Annotated in this window: 15 protein-coding genes and 1 other RNA gene; 4 read left to right on the top strand and 12 right to left on the bottom strand. The window is 65.4% G+C overall.

From position 1 onward, the window contains the following. Window positions 1-10: 10 nt before the first annotated feature. From D7X99_RS30870 to D7X99_RS30860, 3 genes are all read right to left on the bottom strand, one after another. On the bottom strand, window positions 11-1,597 hold the full coding sequence (locus D7X99_RS30870; protein ID WP_121780905.1) for a pitrilysin family protein: 1,587 nt from the start codon (window positions 1,595-1,597) through the stop codon (window positions 11-13). Beyond that, window positions 1,597-2,964 carry a pitrilysin family protein gene (locus D7X99_RS30865; RefSeq protein ID WP_121780904.1) on the bottom strand — a complete coding sequence of 456 codons (1,368 nt, stop codon included), beginning with the start codon at window positions 2,962-2,964 and terminating at the stop codon, window positions 1,597-1,599. The genes D7X99_RS30870 and D7X99_RS30865 overlap by 1 nt, the downstream gene beginning before the upstream one ends. A gap of 107 nt (window positions 2,965-3,071) precedes the next feature. Continuing rightward, window positions 3,072-4,079, bottom strand: coding sequence for an NAD(P)-dependent alcohol dehydrogenase (locus tag D7X99_RS30860; RefSeq protein WP_121780903.1), 1,008 nt, complete (start codon window positions 4,077-4,079; stop codon window positions 3,072-3,074). Between the two features lie 157 nt (window positions 4,080-4,236). On the opposite strand from D7X99_RS30860, the gene ssrA reads away from it, so the two are divergent. After that, window positions 4,237-4,600: a transfer-messenger RNA gene (gene ssrA, locus D7X99_RS30855) on the top strand. Window positions 4,601-4,643: 43 nt separating this feature from the next. On the opposite strand, the gene D7X99_RS30850 is transcribed toward ssrA, so the two are convergent. From D7X99_RS30850 to D7X99_RS30825, 6 genes are all read right to left on the bottom strand, one after another. Continuing rightward, window positions 4,644-5,861 carry a tyrosine-type recombinase/integrase gene (locus D7X99_RS30850; protein ID WP_121780902.1) on the bottom strand — a complete coding sequence of 406 codons (1,218 nt, stop codon included), beginning with the start codon at window positions 5,859-5,861 and terminating at the stop codon, window positions 4,644-4,646. After that, window positions 5,858-6,082, bottom strand: a complete 225-nt coding sequence (locus D7X99_RS30845) for a helix-turn-helix domain-containing protein (RefSeq protein ID WP_121780901.1) — start codon at window positions 6,080-6,082, stop codon at window positions 5,858-5,860. The genes D7X99_RS30850 and D7X99_RS30845 overlap by 4 nt, the downstream gene beginning before the upstream one ends. Window positions 6,083-6,084: 2 nt before the next feature. Continuing rightward, window positions 6,085-6,612 (bottom strand): hypothetical protein, encoded by a 528-nt coding sequence (locus D7X99_RS30840; RefSeq protein ID WP_121780900.1) that lies wholly within the window; start codon window positions 6,610-6,612, stop codon window positions 6,085-6,087. Beyond that, the gene (locus D7X99_RS30835; RefSeq protein ID WP_233613858.1) at window positions 6,609-7,895 is read right to left on the bottom strand and encodes a site-specific DNA-methyltransferase; all 1,287 of its coding nucleotides are present in this window, start codon (window positions 7,893-7,895) and stop codon (window positions 6,609-6,611) included. The genes D7X99_RS30840 and D7X99_RS30835 overlap by 4 nt, the downstream gene beginning before the upstream one ends. Before the next feature lie 32 nt (window positions 7,896-7,927). Beyond that, entirely contained in the window at window positions 7,928-9,943 is a 2,016-nt protein-coding gene (locus tag D7X99_RS30830) for a DNA polymerase (RefSeq protein WP_121780899.1), read from the bottom strand. An 85-nt stretch (window positions 9,944-10,028) separates the two neighbouring features. Further along, window positions 10,029-10,559: a hypothetical protein gene (locus D7X99_RS30825; RefSeq protein ID WP_121780898.1), complete on the bottom strand. Its 531-nt coding sequence runs from the start codon at window positions 10,557-10,559 to the stop codon at window positions 10,029-10,031. Between the two features lie 314 nt (window positions 10,560-10,873). Here D7X99_RS30825 and D7X99_RS42455 point away from each other — a divergent pair, with 314 nt between their 5' ends. Further along, the gene (locus D7X99_RS42455) at window positions 10,874-12,028 is read left to right on the top strand and encodes a hypothetical protein (RefSeq protein ID WP_147476306.1); all 1,155 of its coding nucleotides are present in this window, start codon (window positions 10,874-10,876) and stop codon (window positions 12,026-12,028) included. Window positions 12,029-12,072: 44 nt separating this feature from the next. On the opposite strand, the gene D7X99_RS30820 is transcribed toward D7X99_RS42455, so the two are convergent. Both D7X99_RS30820 and D7X99_RS30815 read right to left on the bottom strand, forming a co-directional pair. Continuing rightward, window positions 12,073-13,914, bottom strand: coding sequence for a DEAD/DEAH box helicase family protein (locus tag D7X99_RS30820; protein ID WP_121780897.1), 1,842 nt, complete (start codon window positions 13,912-13,914; stop codon window positions 12,073-12,075). A gap of 12 nt (window positions 13,915-13,926) precedes the next feature. Continuing rightward, a complete protein-coding gene (locus D7X99_RS30815; protein ID WP_121780896.1) occupies window positions 13,927-15,282 on the bottom strand; it encodes a PD-(D/E)XK nuclease family protein in 1,356 nt (451 codons plus the stop codon). Between the two features lie 177 nt (window positions 15,283-15,459). Here D7X99_RS30815 and D7X99_RS30810 point away from each other — a divergent pair, with 177 nt between their 5' ends. Both D7X99_RS30810 and D7X99_RS42450 read left to right on the top strand, forming a co-directional pair. Continuing rightward, window positions 15,460-16,020: an HNH endonuclease gene (locus D7X99_RS30810; RefSeq protein WP_121780895.1), complete on the top strand. Its 561-nt coding sequence runs from the start codon at window positions 15,460-15,462 to the stop codon at window positions 16,018-16,020. A 529-nt stretch (window positions 16,021-16,549) separates the two neighbouring features. Next, entirely contained in the window at window positions 16,550-17,410 is an 861-nt protein-coding gene (locus D7X99_RS42450) for a hypothetical protein (RefSeq protein WP_147476305.1), read from the top strand. On the opposite strand, the gene D7X99_RS30805 is transcribed toward D7X99_RS42450, so the two are convergent. Next, window positions 17,403-19,177: virulence-associated E family protein (locus D7X99_RS30805; RefSeq protein ID WP_121780894.1), on the bottom strand; the 1,775-nt coding region annotated here is incomplete at its 5' end. The two genes, D7X99_RS42450 and D7X99_RS30805, sit on opposite strands and share 8 nt — an antisense overlap.

The following is a 19,177-nucleotide window of genomic DNA, read 5'->3' as shown; positions in this document are numbered from 1 at the left end:
CGCGCGGACGTCAGCGCTCCATGAACCCAGACGCCGGGACAATCTGCACGGCGTCCGGACGCACCGGCAGCTTCTGCTGGATGATGAGTTCATCCAGCTTGAGCAGCTCCGGCGGCTTGGGCGACGCGTAGGTGATGGGCGAAGGCGCGCCGGACTTCAGCTTCTCCGCCAGCCCCTGCGCATCCTCCGTGACGTACACGAGCGCCAGCTTCTCCGGCGCCAGCTGCCGTTTGACGGCGGCCTGCACGGACTCCGGCGTCATCGTCGTCAGCGCGGAGCGGTAGGCGTTCAGGAAGTCAGGCGTGCCGTAGTAGAGCGAGTCGATGGCGAAGCCCAGCCGCCGCTGGTCGGTCTGCTCCCACAGGCGCGTGTAGCCCTGGAGGAAGCCGCGCACCAGGTTGAAGCGCTCCGGGGTGAGGGGCTCCTTCGACATGCGCTCCAGGAAGAACACCGCGCCGCGCGTGGCGAACACGCCGTTGGCGGGCACCACGGGGCGCAGCCAGATGGACACGTCCTGCTGGGTGCGCACCAGGTTGGTGCGGTTGAAGGTGCCGTTGCCCCGGTCCTCGATGAAGTGCTCGGCGTAGGCGTAGTCGCCGTAGTTGAGGCCGCGCTGCTCGCGAAGCTCGTTGAAGAGCACGCCGATGAACTGGCGGTGCTCGCCCAGGTTCGACAGCGCGAACGCCACCGGGAAGAAGTCCGGGTCCCCCCTGCGCATCGGCGTGACGAAGCCCATGCTCACGGCGGTGGAGAGCGTGGGCTTCTGGAGGATGAGCGTGCGCCCCGCGGAGGACTTCACGGTGGGCAGCTCCACCCGGGGCGCGCCCTTGGCGGGCAGCGCGCTCAGGCGCGAAGTCATCGTCTGCTGGAGGTTCGCGTCCACCGGGCCCGCGAGCCCGATGACGAGCCGGTCCTGCGTGAAGACGCGGCGCGCGTGCGCCTTCACGTCCTCCAGCGTGAGGGACTGGAGCCCCTGCACGGTGCCGCCGGTGTAGTGGGCGTATGGGTGCCCCGCGTAGAGCAGCGCGTCCAGGCCCACCTTGCCGAGCGTCTCGTCGTCCTCGCTGCGCAGGCCGTTGCGCACGGCATTGAGCGCGTTGGCGCGCAGGCGCTCGAACTCCGCGGGGTCGAAGCGCGGCTGGAGCAGCGTGTCCGTGAAGAGCAGCAGGAACGCGGGCAGGAAGTCCTGGTGGACGCGGCCGGAGAGGGTCGTCATCTCCTTGTCGGTGACGACCTTGAGCTCGGCGGCCATGGGGTAGAGCGCTTCCAGCAGCTGCGCGGCGGTGAGCTGCTGCGTGCCGCCCTCCGCCATCAGCTTCGCGGTGAGGGCGGTGAGGCCCTCCTTGCCCTTCGGGTCGTCGATGGAGCCCGTGTGGAAGACGAGCCGCAGGCTGACGATGGGCGTGTCCGCCCGGGCCTGCACGACGAGGTGCATCGGCGGCGGCTCGTTCAGCGGCACCGCGGGCACGGAGCCCGGCTCGGGAGGCGGCGTAGGAGTCGGAGTCGGGGGCGGTTCCTCGGGAGGCTTGTGGTGGGCGCAGGCGGCGAGCGACAGCGCGGCGGCCAGGACGAGCGACACGGTAGCGCGGGTCTTCATCACGGCGTCCCTCCGGCGGCGACGGCCTTGGGGGTGAGGGTGAGGACGGTGAGGTTCTTGTCCTCGAGGTACTTCCTCGCGAACAGGGTGATCTGCTGGGGCGTCACGCTGCCCAGCTGTTTCAGATAGCTGGCGAGCGCGTCAGGGCGGCCCATCACGCCCGCGTAGAGGGCCAGATCGATGGCCACGTCGCGCGGCGTCTCCAGGTCCATCAGCAGGCCGTAGCGCAGGTGGTCCTGGATGGCCTTCAAGCGCACGGCGTCCACCGGGGCGCCGGCCACGGCCGTCACCTCGCGGCGCAACACTGCGTCCACGTCGGCGCGGAACTTCTCGTCCTGCAACGTGGCGTCGATGGGGAACAGGTACGGGTCGCGGTGGGGCGTGGTGTAGACGTTCAGCGACTCGACGTACTGCTTCTCCAGCACCAGCTCCTTGTACGCGGGGCTGGTGTCGCCCACGAGGTACTCGGCGAGGAGGGTCTGGATGGCGGCGTCGGGCGTGTCCGCGCGCGCGGCGGGCGTGTGCCACGCGAGCACGTGGCGCGGCTGCGTGGGCTGCGGCCAGTCCACGTGGACGGAGCGCTGCTTCGTCTGCGGGGGCTCGGTGGGGATGATGACGCTGGTGGGCTGGCGCTGCCATCCGCCGTAGGCCTTGGTCACCTGCGAGACGACCTGCGCGTCGTTGAAGTCACCGACGATGAAGAGGGTGGTGTTGGCGGGCGTGTACCAGCGCTCGAAGAACGAGCGGCTGTACGCGTACGCCTTAGGCATCGCCTGGATGTCCTCGTAGAAGCCCAGCGTGGTGTGCTGGTACGTGTGGCGGGTGAAGGCCGTCTTCGCCAGGGTCTCCTCCAGCTTGAGGTCCGGGCCCGCGGCGTTCTTGTGGTACTCGCCCAGGACGGCGAGCGCCTCCGTCTGGAAGGCCGGCTCGGAGTACTCCAGGTTCTGGAAGCGGTCGGCCTCCAGCGCGATGAGCTTCTCCAGGCCGGCGGTGGGGCCGTACACCTGGTACACGGTGATGTCGTCGGTGGTGAACGCGTTGTCGTCGAAGCCGAAGCCGCCGAGGATTCGCTCGCGCTGGCCCTCCGGGTTCGCCTTGGTCCCCTTGAACATCATGTGTTCGAAGAAGTGGGCGAAGCCGGTGCGGCCGGGCTCCACCTCGTTGCGCGAACCCACGCGCACGGCGGTGACGTACGCGACGATGCCGGGAGAGTTGAACGGCACGCGCACCACGGTGAGCCCGTTGGGCAGGCGCGTGGTGTTCAGCGTGTAGGGGAAGAAGCGGGAGGCGTCAGGAGGCTGCTGCGCGGACGCCGGCAGCGCCGGCATCATCAGGAGCAGCAGCAGGAGGGGCAACAGGCGGCGCATGCGCGGACCCTTTCGGTGCTGGGAACGCGCGGGACGTTACGCCGGAGGTAGGGCGGGGGTGGGTGGCTTTCTGTCGGCGCATGTCACCTGTGCGCCAGAGCCACGCCTCACAGGGTGATGACGATCTTCCCGAAGTGGCCGCCGGACTCCATGTACTGGAGGGCTTCGCGAGCCTGGGCGAAGGGGAAGACGCGGTCGATGACGGGCCGGGTCTGTTCCTGGGACATGGCCTTGAGCATGTCCTCGAACATCTCGCGGCTGCCCACGTAGGTGCTGACGACGCGCAGGTGTTTGGAGCTGGTGGCGGTGGTGTCCGGCTTGCCGGGGGCGCCGGTGAGCAGGCCGATGAGCGCGATGTGGCCGCCCTCCTTGGTGGCCGCGATGGAGCGGGGCAGCGTGCCCGCGCCGCCGACCTCCAGCACGTGGTCCACGCCCTGGTTGCCGGTGAGGGTGAGCACGGCCTCCTCCCAGTCCGGCGTCTGGCGGTAGTTGATGAGCCACTGCGCGCCCAGCTGCTTCGCGCGCTGGAGCTTGTCGTCCTGGCTGGAGGTGATGAGGACGCGGGCCCCGAGGATGCGGGCGAACTGGAGGGCGAAGATGGACACGCCGCCGGTGCCCTGCGCGAGCACGGTCTGCCCGCGCTTGAGGCCACCCTGGGGGACGAGCGCGTTCCAGGCGGTGACGGCGGCGCAGGGGAGGGTGGCGCCCTCCTCGTAGGAGAGCCAGTCCGGCAGGAGCACCAGCCCTTCGGCGTCCACGCAGACGTATTCAGAGAGGACGCCGGGGACGCCGCCACCGAGCGCGTGGGCGACCTTCTCCGGGGTGCGTTCGCCGTCGGTCCAGACCTGGAAGAAGGTGGGGGCGACGCGGTCGCCGGCCTTCACGCGGGTGACGCCCGAGCCCACGGAGACGACCTGGCCGGCGCCGTCCGAGCAGGGGATGAGAGGGAGCTTGAGGCCGGGGTAGGTGCCGCGGGCGATGATGAGGTCGCGGTAGTTGAGGGAGACGGCGTGGATGCGGACGAGCGCCTGGCCGGGGCCCGGCTGGGGCTGGGGCGTTTCCACGAGGGTCCAACTGGAGGAGCCGGTGGGGGTGTGGAGCTCGTACGCCTGCATGGGGGACTCCGGAAGGAAGGGGCTGCCTGAGGGGCAGGCAGGGGAGGGAATGTCGCAGGAGTGACCGCCGTGCCTTCAGGAGGATTGACGGAGGGCGTTCAGCGGTTAATGTAGGACGGGTGCGGAGCTGCTGGGGCCGCATGACGTACATCGAACCGGGGGCGACCTGGCTTCGACGGGGGCAATGACGTTCGAGACGCGTGCCGAGCTTGTTGGGTGCTCGTAAAACTGCCGACAACATCACAAAAGCCAACGACAACGTTGAGCTCGCGCTGGCTGCCTAATTAGCAGTCTTTAGTGCGCGGTCCCCCTGCTCTCGGTCCGTGGGGTGGGGATGGGCCGTCATAATGCGGACTGGTCGCCAAGGGTGCCTGGGCCCGAGGTGACGAGATCTTTCCAGGACCGGCATCAGGTATCCCGTCCGTGGGAGCCCTGGTGACGTAGCAAATCGCGGACTACGCACGTAGGGTCGAAGAGCCGACGGCTTTCGGACGAGGGTTCGATTCCCTCCGCCTCCACTTGAAAGGGCTCGTAATCCTCAGGGGTTACGGGCCCTTTCATTTTTCACCCCACTGCCGTTGCCCCTGTATTGCCCCACGCCAGCAAGGGCGTGTCGAGGAGTTGGACCGCGTCCCGCTTCACCTCGGGGCTCAGGTGGGCATAACGGTTCGTCATTTCGATGGTCGCGTGGCCCATCAGCTCCTGGATGACCTTCAGAGGCACGCCTCTCATGGCAAGGTGGCTGCCGTAGGTGTGGCGCAGGTCGTGCCAACCGATGCGGCCCACCTCCCGGACGATGCCCGCCGCCTTCAAGGCGCGGGTAAGCGGGCGCTTCAACTTACCGTCCGTGAAGGGCTTGCCGTCCTCCTGGCAGAAGACGTACGGGCCTCGCAGGTGCCGGTGTCCCTTGAGTGCTTCGGTCGCTGACGCGGGGAGGTCCACCATTCGCTCGCGACCACTCTTGGGCAGCCCCTCCACTCCACGCCAGATGGTTCTCTGGACGTGAACCTTGCCCCGTTGCATGTCCAGGTCATCCCACTGAAGCCCAATGAGTTCGCCCTGTCGGAGCCCCGTCTTGATGGCCACGAGCAGCATGGGACGCCACTCAGGTTCGGACGCAGTGATGAGTCGCTCGGCCTCCTCGTAGGAGAGGAAGTCGAACTTGGGCTTGGGCACCTTCCCAAAAAGCTTCACGCGCGGAGCCTGTTGGATGACCCCCTGTTCTTGTGCGACCGCCAGCAGCTTGCCCAACACCGTGAGCACGTTGTTGATGGTCTTCAAGCTCAGAGGCTTGGGAGCCGCGCCCTTGCGCTTTCGGAGCGCTGCCTGGGATGGGGCCGTCTTCCTCTCTCTGGCGGCGGACTTCTTCTTCCGCATCAGGGCCTTAAAGTCCTCGATGACTGCCGGGCCGATAGAATCCAGAGGCATCTCCCCGAAGTACGGGATGATGTGGTGTTTGAGGATCCGCTGTTTGGTGTCGACGCTGGAGGGTTTGTTGTTGTTGTCCGAGTAGGTGAGGTACCGCGAAGTGAAATCCTTCACGGTCGGCACCTCTTTTGTCTCCTCGGTTGCTACGGGCTCCTTCTCCTTTCCGAATGTGCCCATCAGAAGGGCTGCGCGGACGTCGCGTTCGTACTGCTCGGCACCACGACGGGTGTTGAGCGGGCTGTCCTTGCGGACGCGCTCGACTTTCCCGCTCGCGTGCTTGAACTTGATGTCCACGAACCAGACCTGCTGAGGCTTTCCGTTCTTGTCGTTGTACTTCCTGAGTCTCACGCTCATGACTGCTTCTCCTTGAGCGCAGGACCGCCTTGACCCGGTGAACACGACAGCATCGTGGCGCGGGAAAGTCGAACGCATCGACCAAGCCGAACGACCCCTGGCACCTGGCCAAGGCGAATGGCCTCGTAGAGCGTCTTCCGATTCACCCGGAGTAATTCTGCGGCCTCGTCCACAGTGAGGAAGTCGGGCGCAGCATTCAGCGCGTGCGAAGGCTCGGACATGGCTACCTCGGGAAGACGCGACGGGGCGAGAGCCGACCGAGGGCGTATAGCCCGATGCCGATGGCGTCCCAGACGTTGTGGTGGAGGTCATGCGCGGCTGGCAACTCGACGCGAAGGTGCTCGGCGGCGTCGAGGCGCTGCTTGATGCGCTCGATGAACGCGTCCGCGTCGAGGGTGCCCTTCCAGTCGCGCGGGAAGACACTCCGGCGCTCCGTGACGGACGCCAGGGCGCCCCCGAGCGTGCCGACGACGCCGGCAAGCTGGATGAGGTCGTTCTGGTCGCCCCGCTGGTGCGCGGCGGCGTAGACGCGGGGCAACTCGATGACGAGTTGGAAGGGCTCGTCCTGGACGCGTGGGCGAAGCCAGGCTTGCACTGCGCCGGCCATGGACGCCCAGGAGGCAAGGGACAGCGCACCGTGGGCGGGCTCGGAGTTCTTAGGCAGCCCAGCGCAGAGAAGGGATGCGGAGGGGATGTCGAAGAGGGCCACGCCGCAATGCCGAAGCCCAGGGTCGATGGAGACGAGCTTCATGGCGTCGCCTCGTCACAACCCTGCCGCAGGGCGTGCTCAAGGCGAGCCTTCGCGAGCGCCAGGTATTCAGGCTCGCGCTCGATGCCGACGAACTCGAAGCCCTCGGCGAGGGCCGCGATGCCCGTGGTGCCGCTACCGGCGAAGAGGTCGAGCACCACGCCGCCCGGAGGCGTCACGAGCCGGCACAACCACCGCATGAGCGCGATGGACTTCACGGTGGGATGGGAGTTGAGCCCGGCGCCCGCATGTCGTTCCGAGCGCGAGGGCTTGGCAACGTAGAAGAACCGCGACACCTCGTCGGACAGGTAGGAGGCAGCCTTCTCGTCAAACGTGACGTGGGCCGGCCAGCGCTCCTTCCCATCACCGGAGACGCGGCACGCCTCGATGTTGAGCGCGCCGGTGCCGTGGCGCAGCACGTTCGCGGCCACCGTGCCGGTGAGGGGCTTGCGCACGAGAATCCAGTGCTCCGCAGCGGGCTTGAGGGCGGTGCCCCATCCCTGCCACTGGCGCGCGGCCTCTGTGGCGGGCTCGTCGCGTCGCTCCTTGGGCGCGAGGTTCGCGTTCAGTCCGTTCCTGGAGCGCCAGCGCTGGCCAGCGGATGCTTCGTGGTGCTGCCCGGTAACGGCGCGCTGGAACCAGTTGGGGCCTGGTCTCCCCTTCTCCGCGATGATGCGCTCCGCAATAGAGCGGATGGGCTCTGGCACCTCGGCGACGCCAAGAAGCTTGAGGAGTGCCGGCCAGTATTGCTCGTGCGGCACGTAGGGCTGAGCGGCCTGGCTCGTCCAGTGGCCGGCCATCCCGTTCATGCCGAGCGCCGCATCGATTTGCGCATTCGTCAGGCCAGCCTTGTCCCGCATTTCCGCAATCCAGCGGGTGACGACGAGCACCTCGGCGCGGTTGTCCTTCTGCTTGTCGATGGCCTGGGCAACGTCGAGCGACTTCGGCAGGCCCGTGCCGAAGAGATGCATGAGGATGTCGCGCACCTCGAAGCCCGCGTCCTCAAGCGCGGTTGCGGTCCAGTGCGACGTGCGCGGCAGGGCCCAGACGAGGGCATGCCCTCCGGGCTTGAGCACGCGGAAGGCTTCCCGCATGACACCCGCGAGCCAGGACACCCACGGGTCGCGGCCTCCTCGGTCGCTGTCCCATTCCTTGTCCATGAGCCCAATTCCGGCGGGTGGATCCGTGACAATGGCATCGATGCTGTCCGGGGCCAGCACCTGGGCGACGTGTGCGGCGTCGCCCTGAAACAGTGCGATTCGTTCCGTGAGGAGTTCGGTCTTCACCACACTGGAATGGGGGCAGGGCGCGCGGGCAGTTACGCCGCGACCCTCGCTTCGGGCTCCCACACCAGAAGTCGCCCTGCAGCGTCGCGCACTGTGGCCGCATCCTTCGACAGCACCCGCGAGAGGGCGGGTTCCGCCTCGATGGCATCCGCGAGGTCCGGGGCCGTCTCGCGCATGGCCTGCCGCATGAGGTGTGCCATACGCTCAGCCGCGTCGTGCAGTCGGTTGGGGCAGTCCGCGCGCAGCTCCGCCACCAACTCGTCGTGCACCATGAGGACGAGCCGCGAGCCCCAGAGAGGAGAGCGCCGGGCCGTGTACATCTCGCGGGCGACGCGCCAGGTGGCCAGCTTCGCCCCGACGGCGCCGAGGGCCTGAAAGGGGGTGTTGAGCCACTGCGTGTAGCCGCACCCGCCCCGGAGGATGTTGGCCCCGGGAATGAGCACGTCCACGAACTGCCCGCCGTAGGTGAGGCGGCTGGCGCGGGAGAACAGCTCCCGCTGCTCGGGCCACGCGTCCAGCCATCTGTCGCCATAGCGCTGGGAGACTTCCACGCACGCGGCGCAGACCATCTTCACCTTGCCCTGAACGCGCACCGGCACGCGCTCGATGCCGCACGCCTCCGCTACCTTGGCCAGGAGACAGAAGCGGACGTTGTCCTTCGCCCGCGCGTGGTAGGCCATGGCGCCCGCGCCCATACCCCCGCCCTTGCCGAAGTTGAAGACCTTGGCCAGCGCGCGGAAGGACGTGGCCGTGGCGTCCTTCACCTTCACGCGCGGCAGGAGGACTGCGTAGCTCTCGCCCAGGAACGTCGCTGCGGCGGACGTGTGGACGTCTTCCTTGGCCAGCAGCGCCTCTGCCATGCGCGACCAGCCCACGTCCCAAATTGCCCGCTGGGCCATGGTGCGCAGCTCCAGGCCCGCGTAGTCCACGGAGCAGTAGACGAAGCCGGGGCGGGCCTCATGGCACTCGCGGACGCCGCCTTTCTGGGGCAGCTGCTGGTAGTCACTGGAGACGCGCGTCGTGGAGACGAGGACGTTGAAGCGCGGGTTGAGGGGCCCCGCGACGCCGGCCTCCAGCTTGCCCAGGTAGGTGGAGCGGTACTTGTCCACCTTGCCGGCCTTGCCTAGCTCCTCCAGCAGCGGGTCGCCCGAGTCGATGAGCGTGTCCCTGTCGGTGGCCACCTGTCCGTCTGGGAAGCGCTCCGAGGGTGAAGTGACGGGCGGCATGCCGTTGTATGCGGCGGAGACGAGCGTGGACAGTCGCTTCGAGTCCTTGGACCCGTCGGGCCGGAAGATGCCTGCCGCGAGGAAGCGGGTCCTGTTGGTGCTCCACTCCGCCTCCACTCGCTGGCGCAGCTCCGCGACGCGCCCGCCGTGAGTACGCAGCCCCCAAATGGATGCGAAGTGCAGCGCAAGGGCGGCGCGCACCTGGTCGCCTTCCGCGTGGAGGTTGCCGCCGTTGGGGACGGTGGCTGCGACGCGTTCCTGGGCGAGGTGGACGTCCAGCGTGAAACGGGCATCCCGCTTCGGGTAGGCCACGGCGGCGGCGGGCCACTGCTCCAGCGGCATGCCGTCAAGTTCCGCGTAGCGCAGGCGCCATGCGTCCGGAGCTTTCTTCTCGGCGCTGATATCGAGGCCCAGGTGGCGCTTCACCAGGAGGGACAGCGGATAGCGGGCGCCCTCGTCGTCCCCCAGCTGGCGGCCCGTCTCCGGGTCAACGCCGTGCAGCCCTCGGGCGATGTCGATGAGGGCCTCGCGGATGGCGACGTCGTGAAGGCGCCCGGCTTCGGCAGCTTCAAAGATGGCATCCACGAGCCGCGCGTCGTCCGCGCACATGATTCCGAGGTCGTAGGCGAGATTGGCGCCCGTCAGGTGGATGCCTGGAGAGGAAAGGGCGTCCCGAAACCAGTCCCGCGCCTGGGCTGCGGAGAGGAGGCGCTCACTGCCCGGTTCCGCGTGCGCGATGGAGGCGCAGACGAGCGGCGGGGCGAGGAGGCCGGGTTGAATCAGGTGCGTCTCGGTGTCGAAGCTGAAGAGGGAGGTGGGCACAACACGAAGAGGCCCGTGTCGTGGGCCAGCCGTGGCGGTAGGGGAGTCGCGCCAGGTACTCAGCTGCGTTGGGGGAAGGGACTACTCAGGCCAGGGCGACGGCGAGGGCCGGCAGCTTCGCTTCGGCGCGCTTCGCTTCGATGGCGGCCAGCTCGTCGTCCGTCGGGCTGACGGTGCTCCAGCGGTAGCCCTCGATGACCTTCCCGGGCTTGCCGTCCTGCTCGGGCAGCGTCTTGGGGAAGACCTCGCAGTCTATGAGGAGGAAGGCCCCGGCCTGCTTGTCGCCCGTGAACTTGGCGAGTTGCTCCAGGGACAGTTCCTGCTCCTCGGCGCCGGTCAGGGCCATGACGAAGGCCTTGAAGCGCCCGCCGCCGTTCTTCTTCGCCTCGGAGAGCTTCTCGACGTAGGAGGCCACCATGCCGATGCGGCTGGGCTCGCTGGCGGGCTGCGTCCGCTCGGCGGACACCACCTTCAGCTCAGCGATGGCGGACAAGCCCTTGAATCCGTCCTTGGTGCGGATGGACTGCACCTCCAGGCGGTACCGGCCGGCCTTGAGGTACTGCGCGCCGAGCGCCGCCTGTGCGCTGACGATTCGCGAAAGTGCTGCGTTGCTCATGTCCCGCTGCTCCATTGATGGGACGTCGAAAGGACGCCTACTAGCTCAAATGGGGGCGGTCGTCGGAAGTGGCTCACAATATTAGGCTCGGGATAATGGCGCCCTTGCCTGTCATGTAATTTTGCATCATTGCAGCCAGGTGGGATGCTTGCACACTCAGCAGGAGCAATCAGGAGGAGTGAATGACAAGTGTTGTTCTTGACCCTCGGGGATTTATTCGGCCCCCATTTGAAGACTGCCCGTACTGCAAGAAAAGGGAATTGGGGGTTGTTGCGGTCGGGCCTTACAGTTTAACCCTGAGATGTCGTCGATGCATGAAGATAAAATCAGAGAGCCTGCCCCTCCTTAGGAAGAAGGTTGTCTATCTAGATCAGTTCGTGATTAGCAATATTATGCTTGCATTGAATGCCAATGCTCCAAAGGACAAGCATGAGAAGGCCAGGAATGATCCTAGGTGGATTGAGCTGTATTCGTTGATTGATGTCCTCGTTAAAGCCCAGATTGTAGCTTGCCCATATTCTGAGGGGCACCAGTTGGAGTCCGTCTATTCCGGGCTGAGTGGTGAATTGGAGAGGACCTATAAACACATTTCAAGAGGTGTGTCGCTTCATGGTTCAGAACAAATAGTGCGTGACCAGATGGCGGAATCTATGCGCGCCATGCTCGAAGGGCGGCCCCCAAACTATGAAGATGGCGCGCGGGATGCGGCTCTTGAGGATGTCGATAAATGGATTAACACTGTCTGGGTGGATGTTGATGTGCGTCATGCGGTTGGCCCGGACGACTTGCGGTCAGGGCGAAGCGCTGGGCACGCTCTGTTGACGGAAGCTTTCAGTCGTTGGCAGGGGGAAAAAGACAGAACATTTGCGGAACGCTATGATGAAGAGCGGCGTAGTTTGGGTCGGGCATATATTTACTTGCACTCAGCCTGGGAGAAAGGGGCGCTTGATGAGATGGCGAGTGTTGGATCGCCCGATTTCAAGCGAGTCTTTCCTTCTGAAGAAGTCAGTACGGTAAATGGGTTGATTCGCTTGTGTCTGCATCTTGGCATTCCGCAGTCAGAGGTTCGTTCCGTGGTCGGGAAATTCTTCATGTCCGATGCGTTCTTTGAGGCGCCATATGTCAAAATCAGCTGCGCGCTATGGGCCGCAATGGCGATGAGGGCATCGGGTGGACAGAAAAAGCCACCGAATCGTGGGACTTTTTCTGACGTGAAGACGGTTGCGTCGGTCTTGCCGGTTTGTGATGCAATGGTTGTGGACAGAGAGTGCGCCGGGTTGATGCGCGACATTCCTATGGAGTATCGGCCGGGCAATTGGTCCCGAGTCGTTGGGAGCAATGATGTTCAGGAGCTAATTTCTTATCTGAATGAGTTGAAGGGTTTGATCTCTGAAGAGTATTCCGGTTTGCTAGATCGGGTGTACGGCGAGTCGTGGAGGCGTCCCGATCTGTCGTTGTTTTCGCGATAATCGTCACCCATTTGAATGCGGCGGATGTGCTTGCCGGGCATCTGCTAGTGTGCTTGCGGGTCACGCGTTGGGAGTAGTAGTTTTTGGGGCTGTCCATCTGTCTGTTGGATGAAGTGCGCCCGTGCTCGCGCAGTCGCAATGGCCCCTGCGTAGTCCTGCGTGTGGAGACACACTTCCACCTCGACGCATGCAGCCTGTTGGCCGGGGCGGTGCGTTCGCGCAAGGAGTTGCTCCCAAAAGGCTCCGTCCGAGGGCGGTGTCACCACGAGATTGCGGCAGAACTGCTGGAGGTTCTTCCCCGTCGCGTGCGCCTTGATGCTCGCGACGATTGAGCGCCGCCCGCTCTCCTGGAGAATGGCCTCGGACGCGGACCGCCCTCCGCCATAGAAAGGCACGCCAGCGGCGCGGGCGATGCGCTCACCCAGCTCCGGGAACTCCACCCAGACAATTCCCACCTGGGTCCGCGCCCACTCCGCCGCGTCCTGCACGAGGAAGTCCGACACCCACACGGCTTGAGGCTCTGGCCGCACCGCGTCGTGAATAGCTGCCCAGTCCCTCCACGTAGACGCCTGCCACACCGGCTTGTCTCCCTCGTAGGGCGGCACCATGTACGCGCGGATGGCTGCCTTGGTGAGCAGGCCCGGCGAGTCCATGTGCTCGCGGCGCTCGCCCTTCAGCTCCTCCCACACCTCCTTGTTCCAGGCCTTCCTCTTCGCGAACCACTCTTCGATCAACTCCGGTGCCTCCCCCCGAGGGTAGCGCCAGCGGTGGTAGAAGCCGGCCGACAGCTGCCGCGCGCAAGCCATGGCTTGGAGCTGCTCCTGGAACTGCTCCCCGTCCGGTCGCTCTCCACCGTGCGCCAGCTCAATGAGCGCCAGCAACTCGGCGGGAACCGGCCCCGGATAGCGTGGGCGGATGATGAGCGGCTTGTCCAAGGCGCTCTCGTCCGTGGCGACGACGCCGCGCGTGTCATTGCGGCGGCGACGGAATCCCTCGCGGACGTGCTCTTCAGGCTCGCACAGCCGCTCCAGTGCGCCAGGTGGGGCAATCACCTTGCCCGGGTCCAACGCCGTGCCCCATTCCTCCACGACGTGGTGTGCCAGCGGCAGGGGCGAGCCCTCGCGCAGGGCCAGCCGCGACAGGTGCGCGTAGTCCTTGATGCTCTTGGACGCGAACGTGCCGGACAGGGCCACGAGCCGCGTCTCCGGACGCTTCTCGAAGTAGCGGAGGAATCGGCCGGTGCGAGAGGCCTTCGGGTCCTTGAGGTTGTGCGCCTCGTTGAGGATGACGAGGTCCGGGCGGATGCGCTCCAGCAGGTCCGTAGCTTCCTGGCTGGAGAGCTTGTTGTAGGTGATGACGTGCAACACCGGCAGCCCTGGCCGGAACCAGCGTCCGCCCGCGAGGTTCGGCAAGCGCCAGTGCGCGCCGTAGTAGTCCCACTCCGCCGTGAACTGGGGCAGCAGGTTGGCCGGGATGAAGAGACACGCCACGCGGCAGCCCGGCATAACCATGGGCATGAGGAAGGTGGTCAGCTCCTTGCCGTGCCCGGTGCCGATGGGGCCCAGCAGCCCGCCCACGCGAGACGCCTCCAGCAGCGCCAGGGCCTGGACGCGCCGAAGCCGCGTAGGACACGGACGGGCAGGGGACATGGCCGCGCAGTCACACGGGCCTGCAGGAGCGCGCAGCTGGGCCTCCAGCGCCTCGATGTCCGCCGTCGTGTAGGACGCAGCCAGGTCGCGGCGGGGCAGGGCGAGGATTCGGGCCAGGTCCGAGGACCAGCCCACGGGCGAGCGGCCGGTGCGCGAGTAGTTCTCGGCTACTTGGGGCACGTCGCCCGGGGATGGAGACGGCGGCAGGGGCACGCCAAGGCGCTGGAGAAGCTTCACGGGTGGGCCTCGCTACCGGACGCCCCGGACGAAGTGCCCCATGCCGCACAGCGGCTCCAGGGCCTCCACGGCCACCTGCATCAGCTCGCTGCCAGCGACGCCCAGGGCGGCGTAGGTGCCGGGCTCGGGAGGCTCGGCGCGGATGGTGGCGGCCAGCACGCCCTTCCACTTCCCGTAGGCCAGGGGCGAGTCGTTGGGCGCAACGCGGATGTCCACCACGCCGCACTCCTGCTCAATCTTCGCCACCATGCGTCCGACGTAGCCGGCCAGCGGCTCGGCGGGGCAGTTGGGAACGCAGTCCACGAAGAGGGAGAGGTTCGCCTCGGCGGGCCGCGTGGGCTCGCCAGCGCGAGCGGCTTCCATCTCCGCCTTCGTCCGGCGCTTGCGGCGCGGGGCCTCGTCGCTGACCGGCAAGGCGGCCTGCTCGGGCGCTGGGATGGACGCGAGCGTCGGATCGCTCTTGGGCGCGTCGGGAGGCAGCACCGCCGCCAGCTCCAGCTCGGGGGCGGCCTGGGCGGGTGCCGATGCGGTGTGCTGCGTGGGCGGAGTCTGGGGCTTCAGGATGCGATCCATCAGGGCCATGGGCTTGCTTCCTTGCGACTGCGAGTTGAGGCACTGCGCCTGGAAGGCGCACCCGCCGTACTTCTGGCAGGCGCTCCAGGTGGGTTTGACCTGGCTGGGGGACGTGGCCCGCGCGACGTCGCGCATGCGGCGCGCCAGCGGCTCGACGTGCGTGTGCCACTCATCGCGGACGTGCTCGACGCTGACAGTGGCGACGACGGAGCAGGCGAGCTTCGCGCCGTGGGTCTGAAAGTAGAGGTGCTCCAGCTCCAGCCGCTTCAGCCCCGGGAATCGCTCGGCGGCGAGGACGGCCCAGTAGCCGTAGCCCATCATCTGGATGCCGGCGTCATGGGCTGCGGAGGCGAGCTGCTCGGGCGTGGCGGCGTAACTGGCGATGGACTTCGTCGTCTTGTGGTCCGTGATGCGCAGCACGCCCCCGGCGAGTCGTCGCGGGTTGACGAGGTCGATGTATCCAGTGAGCGGGATGCTGTCCGCGAAGAGAGGAGAGGGCTGGCCGAAGTGCTCCTCCACGAGGAGATCCGGACCTGGCGTGGGGAGCAGGTGCTTGCCGGACGCCGCGAAGGGGCTCAGCACGTCCTGGCCCGTGCGTAGGTAGTGCTCTAACTGGGCATGGACTGCGGTGCCAAGGTCCCGAGCCTTGAGGGGCCGCTCAGGCAGCCGGAGGACCTTGACGAAGAACCACGCGCGCTCGCAGAGGGCAAACTTCCGCAGCTGCGAGACGGACAGGCTGCGAAGGACGCCCGCTTCAACGGCGTGCAGACGCTGGCTGTCGCAGGGCGGAATCACCCCCTCTTAATGGGGATGATTTCCCGTACTATCTGGTAGCTTCTGTTGAACTCACCAAAGCGCGTTTAGCGCACCTAAGAGTAAGGACTCGAACCACCACTTGAGGTGACCGAGCAGCAAACTCGACTTTGTTGCGGCTAGGACGGCAGTGCCAAATGTCAGGAGGAAATAGTCACCATGGGGACGCCCATCAAGAGACGAATCCTTGAGCACTGGAAGAGCTGGCTCATCGCAAGAGGCGTGGATCTGGGGGAGCCTTGCTGCTGGGCCTGTAGGAAGTACTGGGGAGATAAGTTCGATGTGCAGAGGACAGATGCGCCTTGGGATGAAGTCGTCGCGTGCTGGGAGAAAACTCCCTTGCAGCGGTGTCATATTGTGCCTCGCTCGCTGGGCGGGTCAGATGAACCCTCCAATCTGTTCCTGATGTGCGCTGAGTGCCACGACCTCGCTCCAAATCTCCATGCAGGCGACCTGTTTATGAAGTGGGTCGAAAATCAGAATCATGGGAAGCGCTTGGAGAGTCAGCTCAAGGCCGCAATGGACTCCTTCGGGATGACGGGACAGGAATTGCATGGCTTTGGGGGCACGTTCGTTTCCGACGAGTTTCAGCAATGGTTTGCGGAGAACTCTGGGCTTCATGGAACTCAGACGGGGACTCAAGGAGTCGTCCTGACGATGTCCACCATTCTCGGTGCGCTGATTGAGTATCGCCGAGGGCAGCGGGTCTCAGGGAAATAGAAGTATGTGTTGTGATTGCGGGTTGGGGGGGTAATGAATATGGTCGAGAGTGGTGGTTTGTTGTTAGTGATTTTTTGGCGTGTGTCGGGAGAATGAGTGTTTCGTGTGCGTCTTGAGATGGAGCTCCCCGAACTGGATAAGCACATTATCGACGTCGAGTGCCCATATTGCGAGCTGGAGACGGGGGTTCGATTGGGAGAGATTCGCCGCCATGAAGTCGTCATCTGTCGAGGATGCCACTCGAATATTCAGCTTGAGGACGACTTGGGGGGCTTTCAGCGGGTAAGGGCTTCTCTGCAACGAATGTTTAGCTAGTCTGACCGGCAAAGGAGCAATGATGGACCCCTCTCTCGTGCAGCGGACGCGGTATGTCCTGAAGTCGCGTGTGCGGCGCGCGCAGACGTGCCCCGAGCAACTTTTTTTCTCGGCCTGCAAGCATCTGCTTGACTGGTTGGAAGGGCACCCAGTGTTCGCACAGATGATAGCATCTCTGCGGAGTAGAGCTTTTGTTGGCAGTAAAAATTACGCAATGATTGCCTTGGCTGATGCCAAGGCGAACAAGGTGCAAAGCGACGTCGAAGCTCAGATCGCGTCAACGATGGAAGACCATGCGGCGGTCTGTCTTTCTGTGGTGAGTGCGCTTGCTGAATGGGATCAGCCAAAAAACGGCCAGAGTCTTGTTTGTTGGTTGTATTTTGTGCTGACGGGCGACGAGCGTTATCCTAGGTATGATGAAATGCTGGACGTAATTAGGGATGTTGCGGTTGTGGGACTTTATGAGTATTGCGATGAGCAAATAGATGCGCGCAATACGCTTTATTCTGTTCTCTTGAAATACAAGAAGCGCAGCGAATGGTTTAGGCGGGCTCGGTTGCGTGACGTTGTGAAGGGGCTGGAGGGCAAAAAGGGCGAACGCGCGCTTGCGGTGGATCTCCAAGAATACATTTTCAATCAGGGGGTCGAGTTTTCCATAGAGCCGACGTCTGCGAGTGGGGAGGTCGACCTTCTGCTGAGTGATGCGAATGGGCGACACCTCGTCATTGATGCAAAATACGTTGCCCAAGACGCCTCGCCTTCCGAAGTGAAAAGGAAGATTGCCGAAGGTCTGCATCAGGTTTCCCGTTATTGTGGCGATTTCGATCAGCCCAATGGATTCCTTGCTGTGTTTATCGACACGTTTGTTCTTCCTCGCTTGCCTCTTGAGGAGTCTGATGGATTGCGCTTCTTTCGTGTGAAAGGTGTCAATGTCTATGTAGTTCTGATTTCAATCCACGCCGCTCCTTCCGCCAGCAAGGGCGGCAAGGCCGAGGAGTTGCTGGTTCAGCAGGAAGACCTTCTTCAAATCGTTAACGAGCTGAGTTCCGAGCATCGTTCTGGAGACATCACCTAGCGAATTCCTCCGGAGAATTGCGCAGTGCATCTGGCACCACCCAGACCCGACGACGCACAGAAGCGACGCTCTGGATTCGCTTGCGGAAGCCGAGGTCTCGAAGGACGCTGGCAATCTCCCGGTCCGTGGCCGTGTTGAGGTTGCCCTTCAGGACTCCAAGCGCCTCTTCCGCTACGGTCAGCAGCGGCACGTCCACCGGGCGCCGAGCAGGCGGCATGCGCAGGAGCCATTGGACGATGGCATCCCGTTTCCCATCGTTCGGCGTCTCGCTGCGCTCCTTCGCCTGGGACTCGGCGCGGGGGACCTCCTCCTCCGACAGCCACCACTTCTCGCCCTGACGGAAGCGCGCCACTGCCTCCGCCCACAACTGCGCTCGATCTGTCTTCAGCGCCTCGATGTCGATGGACGTGCATCGCACCGGCCACCAGCGCCGGTAGCCGCTCGGGTCGTTGCGCAGGTACTCCTCGCTGTTGGTAGTGCCGACGAAGACGCACCGGCGCGCCGTGCGCACCGTGACGCGCCCATAGGGCGGCCGGTACGTGTCCTCGCTGCGTGACACGTAGGCCTTGAGGGCCTGCACATCCGACGCGCGCCGGACGGCGTCCAGTTCCGCCAACTCGATGATCCAGAACTGAGAGGCGAGCGCGGCGGAGTCCTTGTGGCCGATGTCCAGCGTGGCGTCGCTGAACCACTCACCTGCCAGCACGCGGAAGGCCGTGGACTTCCGGAGCCCCTGGGCGCCTTCTAGGATGAGCACCGTGTCCACCTTGCAGCCCGGCCGGAGCGCCCGTGCCACGGCGCTGATGAGCCACTTGGGGCCGATGGTGCGCAGGTGCGTCACGTCGCCGCTGGCGCCCAGGTAGCGCTCCAGGAAGGTGTCGATACGCAGCCTCCCGTCCCAGGCAAGGCCCTCTAGGTAGTCCCGGAGCGGGTCGTAGGCGTTGGCGTGGGCGACTTGGCGAAGCACGTCGCGCACCTGGGCGGGGCGGGGCATCAGGCCCAGGCGCCCGTAGCTGCTGCCCTGGACCCAGACGGCAATCTCCGTGTCCAGGTCGTCCTGTCGCACGTCCGCGCGCAGGGGGCTGCCCGAGAACTCGATCTCCTTCGAGGTCTCGTTGAAGCGCAGCGTGCCCCGCCACTCGGGCGAGCGCAGCAGCACCATGGACAGGTTGGCCTCGCAGTTGCGCAGCTTCTTCTCCCCGTCCCGCGTCTCGTAGGTGAGCAGCTCCTTGCCCCAGGCCTCTGGCGTCTCCAGTCCCTCGTCCACGGGCGGCAGCTTCTCGGCGGACGTTGGTGCGCTCATGGGCGTGCCCAGCAGGGCCACGAGGTCATGGTTCGCCGCGAGCCGCTTCGCGTCGCGCTCCGCCTTGCGTGCGCGGGCCCTGTGCAGCTTTTTCAGCGCCTCCGTGACCAGGTGCTCCGTGCCCTGGCCCCAGTCCGTTGCGGAGAAGCACGGGCGCAGCATCTCCACGATGGCCACGTCCGGCGTGTCATTGGGCAGGCAGAAGGCCACGGTGCTCATGAGCTGCTGCAGGGACGTGTCCTGGCTGCCACGCGGTGCCAGGGGCTCGCCGCGAAGTGCCCGGCCCACGAGCGGCTTGTTCTCGGGACGCGCATGGCGGCGCAGCAGCGTGGCGAGATGCTGCATGTCCACGGTGGCCAGCGGCGACGCCGGCGCAATGCTCGCGCGTGAAGGCGCCAGCAGGGCCTCCACGTCCAGCGGCTTGCCCACCGCGCTCTCCGCGAAGCACTCGGCACCCTCGGGCG

The sequence above is a fragment of the Corallococcus sp. AB032C genome (genome assembly GCF_003668935.1).
GTDB classification, from domain to species: Bacteria; Myxococcota; Myxococcia; order Myxococcales; family Myxococcaceae; genus Corallococcus; species Corallococcus exiguus.
This window is presented reverse-complemented; position numbering and strand designations above follow the sequence as displayed.

Coding starts and splice junctions, on each gene's coding strand:
- D7X99_RS42455 (WP_147476306.1), top strand. CDS start 10,874: ATGAAGATAAAATCAGAGAGCCTGCCCCTCCTTAGGAAGAAGGTTGTC.
- D7X99_RS30845 (WP_121780901.1), bottom strand. CDS start 6,082: ATGTCCGAGCCTTCGCACGCGCTGAATGCTGCGCCCGACTTCCTCACT.
- D7X99_RS30870 (WP_121780905.1), bottom strand. CDS start 1,597: ATGAAGACCCGCGCTACCGTGTCGCTCGTCCTGGCCGCCGCGCTGTCG.
- D7X99_RS30865 (WP_121780904.1), bottom strand. CDS start 2,964: ATGCGCCGCCTGTTGCCCCTCCTGCTGCTGCTCCTGATGATGCCGGCG.
- D7X99_RS30850 (WP_121780902.1), bottom strand. CDS start 5,861: ATGAGCGTGAGACTCAGGAAGTACAACGACAAGAACGGAAAGCCTCAG.
- D7X99_RS42450 (WP_147476305.1), top strand. CDS start 16,550: ATGATTGCCTTGGCTGATGCCAAGGCGAACAAGGTGCAAAGCGACGTC.
- D7X99_RS30810 (WP_121780895.1), top strand. CDS start 15,460: ATGGGGACGCCCATCAAGAGACGAATCCTTGAGCACTGGAAGAGCTGG.
- D7X99_RS30860 (WP_121780903.1), bottom strand. CDS start 4,079: ATGCAGGCGTACGAGCTCCACACCCCCACCGGCTCCTCCAGTTGGACC.
- D7X99_RS30840 (WP_121780900.1), bottom strand. CDS start 6,612: ATGAAGCTCGTCTCCATCGACCCTGGGCTTCGGCATTGCGGCGTGGCC.
- D7X99_RS30825 (WP_121780898.1), bottom strand. CDS start 10,559: ATGAGCAACGCAGCACTTTCGCGAATCGTCAGCGCACAGGCGGCGCTC.